10 protein-coding genes are annotated in these 12,885 nt (G+C 69.5%); 6 read left to right on the top strand and 4 right to left on the bottom strand.

From position 1 onward, the window contains the following. Window positions 1-1,009, bottom strand: a 1,009-nt coding sequence (locus RWH45_RS11355) for a LacI family DNA-binding transcriptional regulator (RefSeq protein WP_315995003.1), incomplete at its 3' end; no start/stop codon positions are given. 240 nt (window positions 1,010-1,249) lie between these two features. On the opposite strand from RWH45_RS11355, the gene RWH45_RS11350 reads away from it, so the two are divergent. The 3 genes from RWH45_RS11350 (at window position 1,250) to RWH45_RS11340 (ending at window position 5,035) form a co-directional block, all read left to right on the top strand. Then, window positions 1,250-2,581: an ABC transporter substrate-binding protein gene (locus RWH45_RS11350; protein WP_315995002.1), complete on the top strand. Its 1,332-nt coding sequence runs from the start codon at window positions 1,250-1,252 to the stop codon at window positions 2,579-2,581. A gap of 127 nt (window positions 2,582-2,708) precedes the next feature. After that, window positions 2,709-4,061 carry a carbohydrate ABC transporter permease gene (locus RWH45_RS11345; RefSeq protein WP_437127337.1) on the top strand — a complete coding sequence of 451 codons (1,353 nt, stop codon included), beginning with the start codon at window positions 2,709-2,711 and terminating at the stop codon, window positions 4,059-4,061. Then, on the top strand, window positions 4,058-5,035 hold the full coding sequence (locus RWH45_RS11340; RefSeq protein ID WP_298873750.1) for a carbohydrate ABC transporter permease: 978 nt from the start codon (window positions 4,058-4,060) through the stop codon (window positions 5,033-5,035). The genes RWH45_RS11345 and RWH45_RS11340 overlap by 4 nt, the downstream gene beginning before the upstream one ends. 412 nt (window positions 5,036-5,447) lie before the next feature. On the opposite strand, the gene RWH45_RS11335 is transcribed toward RWH45_RS11340, so the two are convergent. Together RWH45_RS11335 and RWH45_RS11330 are read right to left on the bottom strand one after the other, a co-directional pair. Further along, entirely contained in the window at window positions 5,448-6,119 is a 672-nt protein-coding gene (locus RWH45_RS11335; RefSeq protein ID WP_315995001.1) for a DUF305 domain-containing protein, read from the bottom strand. 2 nt (window positions 6,120-6,121) lie between these two features. Beyond that, window positions 6,122-6,829, bottom strand: coding sequence for a DUF3105 domain-containing protein (locus tag RWH45_RS11330; RefSeq protein ID WP_315995000.1), 708 nt, complete (start codon window positions 6,827-6,829; stop codon window positions 6,122-6,124). A 232-nt stretch (window positions 6,830-7,061) separates the two neighbouring features. On the opposite strand from RWH45_RS11330, the gene RWH45_RS11325 reads away from it, so the two are divergent. From RWH45_RS11325 to RWH45_RS11315, 3 genes are all read left to right on the top strand, one after another. After that, window positions 7,062-8,399 carry a multidrug effflux MFS transporter gene (locus RWH45_RS11325; protein WP_315994999.1) on the top strand — a complete coding sequence of 446 codons (1,338 nt, stop codon included), beginning with the start codon at window positions 7,062-7,064 and terminating at the stop codon, window positions 8,397-8,399. An 88-nt stretch (window positions 8,400-8,487) separates the two neighbouring features. Further along, a complete protein-coding gene (locus RWH45_RS11320; protein ID WP_315994998.1) occupies window positions 8,488-9,186 on the top strand; it encodes a phosphatase PAP2 family protein in 699 nt (232 codons plus the stop codon). Window positions 9,187-9,196: 10 nt separating this feature from the next. Continuing rightward, window positions 9,197-11,107: a helicase HerA-like domain-containing protein gene (locus tag RWH45_RS11315; RefSeq protein ID WP_315994997.1), complete on the top strand. Its 1,911-nt coding sequence runs from the start codon at window positions 9,197-9,199 to the stop codon at window positions 11,105-11,107. 221 nt (window positions 11,108-11,328) lie between these two features. On the opposite strand, the gene RWH45_RS11310 is transcribed toward RWH45_RS11315, so the two are convergent. Then, complete coding sequence (locus RWH45_RS11310) at window positions 11,329-12,798, bottom strand: MFS transporter (RefSeq protein ID WP_315994996.1); 1,470 nt, start codon at window positions 12,796-12,798, stop codon at window positions 11,329-11,331. Window positions 12,799-12,885 lie beyond the last annotated feature (87 nt).

Raw genomic sequence — 12,885 nt, 5'->3', positions numbered from 1 at the left:
ACGCGGAGCGCGGGGGAGCGGTCGTGGAGCGCACGACCAGACGGGTGTCGGCCTCGGTGCGCCGCGGCACCTCGCCGGCGCCCTCGATCATGCGCACGAGCATGCGGGTGGCCTCGATGCCCTGGGCCTGGGGGAACTGCTCGATCGTGGTGAGCGAGAACATCTCGGCGTAATCGTGACCGTCGATGCCGACGACGCTGAGCTCGGTCGGTACCGAGATGCCCATGCGCCGCGCGGCGATGATGACGCCGATGGCGACCTCGTCGCAGGCGGCCACGACGCCGGTGGGGCGCGAGGCGGCGTCGGCGAGGAACGACGCGGCGGCAGCGTAGGCATCGGTGATGGTGAGGGTCGACGGCACGTTGCGGATGCGCACGGCGAGACCGTTGTCGTTCATCGCGTTGCGGTAGCCGATCGAGCGCTCGTCGACGTCTTTGGCCGGGGCGTCGGTGGGGGGAGTACTGCCGACGAAGGCGATGTCGGTGTGCCCGAGGGCGATCAGGTGCTGCGTGATGATGCGGGTGATGGCGATGTTGTCGAGGCCCAGGGTCGGGACGCCGGAGAGGGCGTTGCCGATGCTGACGACGGGCTTGCCGATGTTGGCGAGGCGTTCGAGATCGGCGTCGTCGGGCTCGAGCGCGACCGCGATGATGCCGTCGAAGCGCTTCCGCGCGAGGTACGTGGAGTACAGGCTCTCGCGGTCGCGCGAGCCGGGCTCGGCGACGTAGAGCGTGACGTCGTAGCCGAGCGGGATCAGCGTGCGCTCGACGCCCTCGACGATCGAGCCGAAGTACCAGCGGTTGACCTTCGGGACGATGAGCGCGATGGTCCGCGTGCGCCCGGTGGCCAGGCTCACGGCGCTCGTGGAGGGGACGTACCCCAGGGATGCCGCGGCGTCGGCGACGCGCCGCCGTGTGCCGTCGGAGACGTAGCCGCCGCCCGTGAGAGCGCGGCTCGCCGTCGACTTCGACACGCCGGCCAGGCGTGCCACATCGGCGATTCCGCTCATGCGCAGGGTCTTCCTCGTGACGTGTCGACGTCTGTGTCGACGTCGAAGAAGAGTATCCGATATTCGACGAATCTGGAACCGGTTCCGGCAGGGTGAAATGCCATCCTTCCGCGTCATTTCGCGTGTTATCGGTTCGTGACCTGACTCGTGTTGCAACTCTTGTGGATTGCCTCTACGGTTGCCTGGAATCGGTTCCCGACAGGGTCCGATGCACCACCGAACTCAAAGAGGAGAGACCACATGGGTATGTCACAGCGGTATCGCCTGCTGGCTCCCGTCGGGCTGCTGGCGGTCGGAGCGATCGCTCTCGCGGGCTGCGCCGAGGGTGACAGCAGCGGATCGGGCGGATCGGGCAGCGGAGAGACCACCGTGCGCATCGCCGGCGGCATCACCGGTACCGAGGCCGACGCGCTGAACCAGAGCTTCGAGCAGTTCACTCAGGACACCGGCATCAAGGTCGTGTACACCGGCGACAAGAGCTTCGAGGGCAACATCGTGACGAAGGTGTCCGGTGGCGACGCCCCCGACATCGCGATCGTGCCGCAGCCGGGTCTGCTCAAGACGCTCATCGGCACCGGCGAGGTGCAGAAGGCGTCCGACGCCGTCTCGTCGAACGTCGACGAGTACTGGGGCGAGGACTGGAAGTCCTACGGCACCGACGACGGCACCTTCTACGCCGCCCCGATGCTGGCCAACCTCAAGGGCTACGTCTGGTACTCGCCGGCGAAGTTCAAGGAGTGGGGCGTCGAGGTCCCCAAGACCTTCGACGAGCTGATGACGCTCACCCAGACCATCCAGCAGAAGACCGGCGCGGCCCCGTGGTGCGCCGGCTTCGCCTCCGACGCGGCATCCGGGTGGCCGGGAACGGACTGGATCGAGGACATGGTCCTCCGCCAGTCGGGCCCCGACGTGTACGACCAGTGGGTCGCCAACGAGGTCAAGTTCACCGACCCGCAGATCAAGCAGGCCTTCGACTCCGTGGGGGAGATCCTCCTCAACCCCTCGTACGTCAACGCCGGCTTCGGTGACGTCAAGAGCATCAACTCCACCGCCTTCGCCGATGTCGCGGCCAAGGTCGCCGACGGCAGCTGCCCGATGACGCACCAGGCGTCGTTCCTCTCGGCGAACTTCCTCACCGTGACGAACGCAGCGGGTCAGACGCCCACGATCGCCCCCGACGGCGACGTGTACGCGTTCCTGCTCCCGGGCGTCAAGGAAGGCGAGCTGGCGGTCGAGGGTGGCGGCGAGTTCGTCGCGGCCTTCTCCGAGGACGAGAGCGTGCAGAAGGTCGTCGAGTTCATGTCGACGCCCGAGTTCGCCGACGCCCGCGTCAAGCTCGGCGGTGTGATCTCCGCCAACAAGGGCGCCGACCCCTCGCTCGCGTCCAGCGAGTTCCTCACCGAGGCGATGAAGACGCTGCAGGACCCGAACACCACCCTGCGCTTCGACGCCTCCGACCTCATGCCGGCCACCGTCGGCGCCGGGTCGTTCTGGAAGGGCATGGTCAGCTGGATCGACGGCACCCCGACCGACGAGGTGCTCAGCAACATCCAGGCCGGTTACGACAACTGATCGAACCGATCGAAAAGGATGGGCCGCCCGCGACGCGGGCGGCCCATCCGGTCCATACTCATATTCCGCCCCAAGCACCACACGGGCACTCATCGATGAGCACGAAGGCGTGTTCGGGAGGGACGTCATGACCGATATCAAGAACGCGGAGACGACGCCGGCGGCGTCGCCCCCGCCGACCGGCCGGGGCAAGGCCGCGTCACGCGGCTCCGCGGCCGCGAATCGCACCACGTTGCTCGTGGTCGTCGTGGGGCTCATCCTCGTGGTGGCGCTCTTCCTTTTCATGGTGACGCGCGCTCCCGCCGACACCAAGCCGACCACACTCGGCTTCTCCCTCAACAGCTTCTTCATCTGGCTCGGCGGGCTCAGCCCGATCGTGCAGATCCCGCTCGTCCTCGTGGTCTTCGGAGCGGTCGTGGGCCTGCTCCTGCTCCTCATCGAATACGCGCCCCGCTCGGGCAAGGGCTACTTCTGGCTGCGGCTCGCGGCGTGCTTCGCCGTGCCGATCCTCGCCTTCATGCTGCTGCGTCCGTACCAGAACGCTGTCATCTACGTGCTCGGCATCGCGGTGCTCCTCGGCGCGATCCTCTTCTACGCCGACTACCGCTCCCGCCAGGGCGCGGGGTACCTGTTCCAGCTCATCCTCTTCGCCGCGCCCGCCGCGATCCTGCTGCTGATCGGCCTCGTCTACCCGGCCATCACGACCTTCTTCCAGTCGTTCTTCGACAAGACCGGCGACAACTTCGTCGGGTTCGAGAACTACATCTGGACCTTCACGAACCCCGAGGGCTTCTGGTCGGTCATCAACACCCTCATCTGGGTGCTGCTCGCCCCGACGATCGCGACCGCGATCGGTCTCGCCTACGCCGTCTTCATCGACCGCGCGGCGGGGGAGAAGTACCTCAAGGTGCTCATCTTCATGCCGTTCGCCATCTCGTTCGTGGGTGCGGGCATCATCTGGAAGTTCGTCTACGACTTCCGCCAGGGCGACCAGCTCGGCATCCTGAACGCGATCGTGACCGCTTTCGGCGGTCAGCCGATCTCCTGGCTGTCGGCCTCTCCGCTCATCAACACCCTCCTGCTCGTCGTCGTGTTCATCTGGAGCCAGACCGGTCTGGCCATGGTCATCCTCTCGGCCGCGATCAAGGCGGTCCCGCCGGAGCAGAACGAGGCGGCGGAGCTCGACGGGGCGAGCGCGTGGGAGCGGTTCATCAACGTGACCGTGCCAGGCATCCGCTCCTCGCTCATCGTGGTGCTGACCACGATCGCGATCGGCGCCCTGAAGATCTACGACATCGTCGCCGTCATGACCGGTGGCCGGAACGACTCGACCGTCCTCGCCTTCGAGATGGTCAACCAGCAGCAGCGCTTCCAGAGCTACGGCCACTCCGCCGCGCTGGCCGTGGTGCTGTTCCTCTTCGTGCTGCCACTGATCATCTTCAACGTGCGCCAGATCCGGAAGCAGAGGGAAGTGCGATGACCACCTCCACCGTGGTGCTCGAGCCCACCACCGACACCCGCTCGGCCCGTCAGGTCGCCCGCGACACCCGCAAGCACGAGGCGATGGCGCGCAAGCGCCTGACCTCGAAGGGGGCGACGATCGCGGCGATCGTCATCGCGTTCTTCTGGACGATCCCGACCTTCGGTCTGTTCATCACCTCGTTCCGACCGGGGTCGGACACCCAGTCGACCGGGTGGTGGACCGTCTTCACCGACCCGTCGTTCACGCTGGAGAACTACCGTCTGGCCCTGACGTCGGGCGGCACCGCGCTGACGCTCGCGCAGTCGTTCCTGAACTCGCTCGCCATCACCATCCCGGTGGTGCTGTTCGCGTTGGCGATCGCCTCGCTCATCGCCTACGCGTTCGCGTGGATCGACTTCAAGGGTCGCAACTTCTTCTTCATCTTCATCTTCGCGCTGCAGATCGTGCCGCTGCAGATGGCCCTGGTGCCCCTGCTGAGCCTGTTCTCGCGCGGACTGACGATCAACGAGGTGACGATCTTCCCGGGCTTCGACCTGCGCGGGGTGGAGCACAGCTTCGCCACCGTGTGGATCGCGCACGTGATCTTCGCGATGCCGCTGGCGATCTTCCTGCTGCACAACTTCATCGCCGAGATCCCCGCCGAGGTGATCGAGGCGGCGCGCGTCGACGGCGCGGGACACGGGCAGATCTTCTTCCGCCTGATCCTTCCGCTCGCCGCTCCCGCCCTGGCATCCTTCGCGGTGCTGGAGTTCATCTGGGTGTGGAACGACCTGCTGGTGGCGACGATCTTCGCGCCGTCGTCATCGTTGCCGTTGACGCAATCGTTGAACTCCCTGTCGGGCACGTGGGGCGACCAGTGGTTCCTGCAGTCCGCGGGAACGTTCATCTCGATCCTCGTGCCGCTGATCGTGTTCTTCCTGCTGCAGCGCTTCTTCGTGCGCGGCCTGCTGGCAGGTGCCACGAAGGGCTGAGATCCGCCCCGACGCGAAGGGCACGGCATCCGGGATGCCGTGCCCTTCTGCGTGTCCGCGGCACGCCGTCGGCTGCTCGACGCGGGCGGCGCGGGCGGGGACGCGCGGCGGCGCGGGGCGGGGACGCGCGGCGGCGCGGGGCGGGACGCGCGGGGCGGGACGCGCGTAAACGGCGTTCCTGCGTAGAAACGGTGCGAGGGCCTGTTTTCACGCACGAACGGCGTTTATGCGTGGGGAGGGACCGGCAAGGCGCAACGCGGGCAGGCGGGCGGGCGCGGAGCGAGGCTGAGCGGGCCGAGTGCGGACCGGGCGGGCGCGGACCGGGCGGGCGCGGACCGGGCGGGCGCGGACCGGGCGGGCGAGGGCCTCACAGGCGCGGAGGCGGGCGGGCGCGGACCGGGTCGGGCGCGGGTCAGCCGGCGCAGGACAGACGGGACTGGATGTCGCGCATGGCGTCGAGCTCGGCCGACTGCCCGGTGACGATCGCGCCCGCGACCTCTTTCACGCGCGCATCGTCGCCGAGCTCGATGACGGCCTGGGCCATCGGGATCGCGCCCTCGTGATGGCGGGTCATCAGCTCGAGGAAGAGGCAGTCCGCAGGCTGGCCCTGGGCGCTGCGCAGCTCGTCGAGCTGGGCATCGGTGGCCATTCCCATCTCGGACAGCAGCTCCTCCTGCGTCTTGGCGGCGGTGTCGCCGTGGCTGTGCGCGTCGGACTTCTCCATCCACGTCATGAGCGGCTGACTCGAGGCCTGCGGCAGGCCCCACTCGACCAGCCATCCGAACATCTCGCCGCGCTGGCCCGACTGCGTCGTGGCGATGTCGTACGAGAGGGTGCGCAGCTCGTCATCCGCGGTCTTGCGGTAGATCTCCATCGCCATGAGGACCGCCTGCGTGTGATGCACCTGCATGTCGCGCGCGAAGCCGGCCTCGGCCGAGGTGTCGGAGGGGTGGGCCGGCGCCGCCGTCGCGCCGAACGCCGTGAAGCGTCCGATCGCGAAGGCGACGGCCATGACGGCGACGGCGACCAGCGCGACGACGGCCCACCGGACCGCGGGACGCGCGACCGGGGTGTCGTCGCTCACGTTCAGGCCTTGCCCGGTCCGTCGATCGCGCCGGAGCACGACGCGTTCGGCTCGGGGGCGTTCTGGCTGCGCCAGTACTCGGTGAAGAACTCGGAGATGCGCGGGTCGCTCGCGTCGTCGACCTTGAGCTGGTGGTTCCACGCGCTCACGGCGACGGGCGTGTCGAGGCCGGGGTAGGGCGAGAGCAGCGCGTAGCTGGAGGGCATGACGGCCTTCAGCGCGTCGATGCCGGCCTCGTCGATCTCGTCCGGGTTGTAGGTGATCCAGATGGCGCCGTGCTCGAGGGAGTGCACGGCGTTCTCGTTCTGCTGAGGCTCGGTGTAGACGCCGCAGTTCAGCCAGTACGGGTTGTGGGGCCCGCCCGCAGGGGGCGTCTGCTCGTAGGTGACCGCGCCTTGCACGTGGTCGGAGCGGTTCTCGAACGTCTGCACGCCGTCGATCTCGCGCCCGGTGCTGTTGCCCGCCTGGTAGCTGGTGGGGGGTGCCGGGGCGAAGGCGAAGGATGCCACGACCAGACCGATCACCGCGAGAGCCGCAGTGGAGCCCACGACCCACCACACGAGCTTGCCGCGCTTACGCTTCGCGACCTGCTTCTGGTATTCGGCGAGCTTCTCCTGGCGCTTCTGCTCGCGCTGCTGCTTGACGGTGAGGTCGATCTGGGCCTGCTTCGCGGGGTTGCCGCTCGCTCGCTTGTCGGAGGGGGAGGTCATGCGCTGTGTTCAGTCTCTCTTCGGGGCGGGACACATCGGCATCCGCCGACCTGTCCAGACTATTCGGATGAATGGGCCGTTGGCCTGGGAGGAAACCCCGAGCCGGGATGGTGGCCGACGGGGGAGTCACGGTAGTATGACGATGTCGAATCGATTCGAGGTTCGACGATCCCCCCTTTTTCTCAGCCCGGCTCGCGCCGGGCTGTCCGTGTTGCGAAACGAAACCAGACGCGTGCTCGATACTGCCTCCCACCCCGTCATCCCGACGTCGTCCCACCCGGTGCCGACGACCACCGGCGCGATCCGCTCGCTGGGCAAGAACCCCGCGACCGCGCCCATCGTGCTGCACCCCGGCGATTCGATCCCCGCCTCGCGCCGGGTGCTGTACATCATCGTCCTCGGCGCGCTGACCGCTCTCGGCCCGTTCACGATCGACCTCTACCTGCCCGCCTTCCCGGTGCTCGAGGCCGACTTCCAGACCACCGCCGCTGCGATCCAGCTCACCCTCACCGGCACGATGATCGGATTCGCCCTGGGGCAGTTGATCGTCGGACCGCTCAGCGACAAGGTCGGTCGTCGTATCCCGCTGCTGTCGGTGACGGCGCTGCACGTGGCGGCGAGCATCTTCGCCGCCCTGGCCCCGACCCTCGGCACCCTCTCGATCGCGCGCGTGCTCATGGGGGCCGGCGCGGCCGCGGGCGGCGTGGTGGCGGCCGCGATCATCCGCGACCTGTTCGGCGGCAAGCGGCTCGTCGTGATGCTCTCGCGCATGGCGATGGTCTCGGGGGTCGCGCCCGTGCTCGCCCCTCTCGCCGGATCCGCCCTGCTGCTGGTGATGAACTGGCGCGGCATCTTCGTCGTGCTGGCCGTCTACGGCGCGGTCATGCTCGTCTCGGCGATTCTCTTCGTCCCCGAGACGCTGCCCCCGGCACGTCGCGGGGGACCGGGCTCGAGCACGGTGTGGCAGCGCTACGGCAGCGTCTTCCGCGACCGCGTCTTCATCGGCGTGCTCATCATCGGCGCGATGGCGTTCAGCGGACTGTTCTCCTACCTGTCGGCATCCTCCTTCCTCTTCCAGGTGACCTACGGCTTCAACCCGCAGCAGTACGGCGTCCTCTTCGCGGTCAACTCCGTGGGCGTCGTCGTGGGCGTGCAGATCGCCTCGCGTCTCGCCGCGCGCTTCGGCCCGCAGTGGGTCCTGGCGGTGTCGACGGCGGTGCTGGTGATCGCGGGCGGCGCCATCGTGCTCACCGATCAGTTGGGCCTGGGGCTGTGGGGGACCGTCATCCCGCTGTTCTTCTTCATGACCGCGTGCGGGTTCACCTTCCCCTGCGCGCAGGTGCTCGCGCTCGACCGGCACGGCAAGGCCGCCGGGACCGCGCAGTCGATCATCGGCGCGGCGAACTTCGGTGTCGCGGGGATCATCTCCCCCGTCGTGGGCCTGCTCGCGACGGGCTCGGGCATCACCGCCACGACGATGGCCGCGGTCATGGTCGGGTGCGCGGTGATCGGGGTGCTGGCTCTGTGGCTGCTGGTGCGCCCGAAGACGGTGGAGCGCCTCGCGCCGTGACACCCGCGCGCAGTCGCGAACAGTAGCAGGGCGGACGGTCTGCGCATCGACCGTTCCGCCCGCGCCCGCGACGCGGCATCATGAGTCGATGGATGCCACCGCGATCGAGGACGTGCTCGACACGCGTCCGCAGCGTTTCCGCGCCGTCGTCGGGGTGGTGCTGATCGCCCTGGCCTGCGGGCTGGGGGCATGGGTGTTCTTCCGGGGGCCGAGTCCCTTCGCGATCGACGTGTGGTGGAACCAGCTGTTCGCCGCCGCGCCCTCGCAGCCGGTGTACGTCTTCGCCCTGGTCATGGACACCGTCGGGGGACACCTGACGGCGGTGCTGATCGTGCCGGTGCTGGGCGCTCTCGCCTTGTTCCTGTCGCGACGGCGGTGGTCGGCGCTGTACTTCCTGAGCGCCTCCGTCGGCAGCGCGCTGCTCGTGCAGGTGCTCAAGCACACGTTCGGGCGGGCGCGCCCCGAGGACATCCTCATCCTGAGCGACTACGGCTCCTTCCCCTCCGGTCACACCGCCAACGCCGCGACGATCGCCGTCGTGGCCGCCGTGCTGTTCCCGCGCGCCTGGGTGCGCATCGTCGGTGTGGCGTGGGTCGTGCTGATGGCGTTCAGCCGCACCTACCTCCACGCCCATTGGCTCTCCGACACCGCCGGCGGGGCCCTCGTGGGCGCGGGGGCCGCCTTCGTCCTCGCCGCCGCGTTCTCGCGTCTGCGTGCCCGCGACGAGGACCGCTTGACGATCCGACGCCTGCGCAAGACGGATGCCGGACCGGCGGTGTCGTCGTAGGCTGACGCGCATGAGCGAGCCCGACGACGCGCCCTCCGTCCCCGCCGCGGCCGAGGCCGAGGTCGCGCGGCTCAGAGCGGAGGCCGAGGCGGCCGAAGCGGAGCTCCGACTCGCCCGTGCCCGCGCCGACCTCGCCGCGGCGGAGGCCGCTGCCGCGGCGGCACGGGTCCGCGCCGCGGGAGGCGGTGAGACGACGGCCGCGGGAGGTGCGCCGTCGGAACCGGCTGCGGAGACGCCCGGGGCGTCGGTATCCGTCCCCGCACCGGCGGGGCCCGCACCGTCGACACCCGACGCGCCGCTGACCGACGCGCAGGTCGCGAAGATCGCCGCCGGCTACGCGGCCGACGGCGCGGCGCTGGACCTGGGCGTGCTCATGAACGGCGGGCCGGTGGCATCCGTTCCGGTGCGCATCCCCCTCGCGATGATGAACCGGCACGGGCTCGTGGCGGGCGCGACGGGTACGGGCAAGACGCGCACGCTGCAACTGCTGGCCGAGCAGCTCTCGCAGAACGGCGTCCCGGTGTTCGCCGCCGACATCAAGGGCGACCTCTCCGGGCTGGCGGCCGCGGGCACGCCGAGCGACAAGCTCTCTGCCCGCACCGCCGCGCTCGGACAGCAGTGGTCGGCGCGGGCCTTCCCGACCGAGTTCTACGCGCTCGGCGACGACGTGGGCTCCGGCATCCCGGTGCGGGCCACCGTGTCGGGCTTCGGGCCGCTCCTGCTCAGCCGCGTGCTGGGCTTGAACGCCACGCAGGAGTCGAGCCTGGGACTGGTGTTCCACTACGCCGACGAGAAGGGCCTGGCGCTGGTCGACCTTGCCGACCTGCGAGCGGTGCTGACGTACCTCACGGGGGACGAGGGCAAGGCCGAGCTGAAGGGCATCGGCGGGCTGTCTGCGGCGACGGCGGGGGTGATCCTGCGCGAACTCGTGGCGTTCTCGGCCGCGGGTGCCGACACCTTCTTCGGCGAGCCCGAGCTCGACGTGTCGGTCTTCCTGCGAACGGGCGCGGAGGGCGCCGGCATCGTGAGCCTGCTCGAGGTGCCGAACGTCGCCGCGCGCCCGGAGCTGTACTCCACGTTCCTCATGTACCTGCTCGCCGAGCTGTACGAGGTGCTCCCGGAGGTGGGTGACCTCGACAAGCCCAAGCTCGTGTTCTTCTTCGACGAGGCGCACCTGCTCTTCCGCGATGCCTCGAAGGCCTTCCTCGAGGCGATCACGCAGACCGTGCGCCTCATCCGGTCGAAGGGCGTCGGGGTGTTCTTCGTGACCCAGACGCCGAAGGACGTGCCCGGCGACGTGCTCGCCCAGCTCGGCTCGCGCGTGCAGCACGCCCTGCGGGCCTTCACCCCCGACGACGCCACGGCGTTGCGCGCGTCGGTGCGCACCTACCCCGACTCGGGCTACGACCTCGAGCGCGTGCTGCAGGAGCTCGGCACGGGTGAGGCGATCATCACCGTGATGAGCGAGCGCGGCGCCCCCACCCCGGTCGCGTGGACGCGCCTGTTCGCGCCGCGGGCGTCGATGTCGCCGATCACCGCGGACGCCATGGCCTCGGCCGTGTCGGCATCCGCCCTGTTCCCGATGTACGCGACGCCGATCGACCGGGAGTCGGCGCGCGAGATCCTCGGTGCCCGCATGCAGGCGGCCGCCGACGCCCGCGAGGCCGAGGAGCGGGCGAAGAAGGCCGCGGCCGACCAGGCCGAGTACGCGAAGCAGAAGGCGGCGATCGACAAGGCCAACGCCGAGGCGCAGAAGAAGGCGCAGCGCGAGTACGAGCGGATCCTCAAGAGCACCGCCGCCCCTCGCAGCCGCTCGAGCGCGCCGACCCCGGGCCTCGACGGGCTGCTCGGGCGCGGAGCCACGAAGAGCATCGTGAACGGTGTCATCCGCGGATTGTTCGGCAACAGCCGTCGGCGCTGAGCGGGCGGGGTCGGCTGTCGGCCCGGTGGCTGCGGCGCGCGCTCAGCTGGTGAGGTGCGCAGGGCGGTGATCTGCGCAGGGTCAGGGGGTTCGCGGCGCGCGGGCCGAGGGTGGGCGGATCGCTGAGCGCAGAAGCGCGAGAGGAGTACGGCGAAGGGGATACGCGGAGCGCGGAGGGGGCGGAGGCCGGTGGTCCCGGCATTCGCCCCCTCCGCGTCACGTCACGAGCGGCGGATCGCCAGCGGCATCGTCGAGGTGTCGATGAGCGGGTCGTCGTCCTGGCGCTCCACCAGGGCCTCGGCCTCGGCGGGGGTCTCGACCGTGGGCACGGAACCCAGGAGCGGGCGCTTCGCCGTCTCGCGCATCGACAGCAGCGCGACGAGTCCGAGAGCGGCGAAGAACATGATGTAGAACGCGGGCATGAGCGTGTTGCCGGTGAGATCGATGAGCGCCTGGCTGAACAGCGGGGTGGTCCCGCCGAAGAGCGACACGGCGACGTTGTAGGCGACGGCCATGGCGCCGAAGCGCGACGCCGTGGGGAACAGGGCGGGCAGGGCGGATGCCGAGATGGCGACGTAGAACGCCACCGGGACCGCCGCCATGAACAGCGCGATGATGACCGCCCACAGCTCGCCGATCTGCATGATGAGGAAGGCCGGGACGAGCAGGACCAGGGCCGACCCCGCGGCGATCGCGTACACGGGCTTGCGGCCGATGCGGTCGCTGAGGCGACCGATGAGCGGGAGTGTGGCCGACATGATCAGCAGGACCGGCACGGTCGCGATCGCGGCGGAGAGGTTGGAGACGCCCACCTCCTTCTCGAGGTAGGTCGGCATGTAGCTCGTGAGGGCGTAGCCGGCGGTGTTCGTCGCGGCCACCAGGGCGATGCCGATGAGCAGCGCCTTCCAATGGTGGCGCACGATGCCCACGAGCCCCTGCCGGGCCATCGGGTCGTCGGCGTCGGCCTCGACCGCCCCGGCCTGCTCGAAAGCGGGCGTCTCGGGGATGCGGAGGCGGAAGTAGATGGCGACGATGCCGAGCGGGACGGCGAGGAGGAACGGGATGCGCCATCCGTACTCGGTCATGGCGTTCTCGCCCGAGACGGAGGTGGTGATCGCGGTCGTGATCGCCACCGCCGAGGCGCCCGCGGCGAAGCCGACGTACGAGCCGACGTCGAGCCACGACGACCAGAAGCCGCGGCGCTTGTCGGGGGAGAACTCCGACACGTAGGTCGTGGCGCCGGCGTACTCGCCGCCGGTGGAGAAGCCCTGCACCATCTTCAACAGGTACAGCGGGATGATCGCCCACAGGCCGATCTGCGCGGAGGTGGGCAGGATGCCGATGAGCGCGGTGGCCGTGGCCATCATCGCCATCGTGAGGAACAGCACCTTCTGCCGGCCGATGCGGTCGCCCAGGGGCCCGAGCACGAAGCCGCCGAAGGGGCGGACGAGGAAGGAGATCGCGAAGCCGAGGAGCGTGACCAGCAGACCCCACGGGGCGGGGACGTCGGAGGCGAAGACAGCGGTGAGCGTCACGGCCAGGTAGCCGTAGATGCCGAAGTCGAACCACTCCATGAAGTTGCCGACGACGGTGCCGCCGATCGCGGTGCGCACGCGCTTCTTGTCGACGACGATGACGTCGTCGACCTCGAGCCGGGGTGCTCCGGATGCCGAGGGGGATTTCTCGTTCATCCCTCTACCGTTACCCCCATCGCGTCCGCGTTTCCAGTCCGCGCGCTGCGCGAGGGGTGGTGCTACCGGCCGTGGCCGCCGACCGCA

This window comes from Microbacterium galbum (assembly GCF_032464915.1).
GTDB lineage: Bacteria > Actinomycetota > Actinomycetes > Actinomycetales > Microbacteriaceae > Microbacterium > Microbacterium galbum.
Note: the sequence above shows the minus strand (reverse complement) of the source record. Positions and strands in the feature narration are given on the sequence as shown.

What these genes read in the sequence shown, in the direction of transcription:
- RWH45_RS11350 (WP_315995002.1), top strand. Translation starts at nt 1,250, where the DNA reads ATGGGTATGTCACAGCGGTATCGCCTGCTGGCTCCCGTCGGGCTGCTG.
- RWH45_RS11330 (WP_315995000.1), bottom strand. Translation starts at nt 6,829, where the DNA reads ATGACCTCCCCCTCCGACAAGCGAGCGAGCGGCAACCCCGCGAAGCAG.
- RWH45_RS11310 (WP_315994996.1), bottom strand. Translation starts at nt 12,798, where the DNA reads ATGAACGAGAAATCCCCCTCGGCATCCGGAGCACCCCGGCTCGAGGTC.
- RWH45_RS11345 (WP_437127337.1), top strand. Translation starts at nt 2,709, where the DNA reads ATGACCGATATCAAGAACGCGGAGACGACGCCGGCGGCGTCGCCCCCG.
- RWH45_RS11320 (WP_315994998.1), top strand. Translation starts at nt 8,488, where the DNA reads ATGGATGCCACCGCGATCGAGGACGTGCTCGACACGCGTCCGCAGCGT.
- RWH45_RS11340 (WP_298873750.1), top strand. Translation starts at nt 4,058, where the DNA reads ATGACCACCTCCACCGTGGTGCTCGAGCCCACCACCGACACCCGCTCG.
- RWH45_RS11315 (WP_315994997.1), top strand. Translation starts at nt 9,197, where the DNA reads ATGAGCGAGCCCGACGACGCGCCCTCCGTCCCCGCCGCGGCCGAGGCC.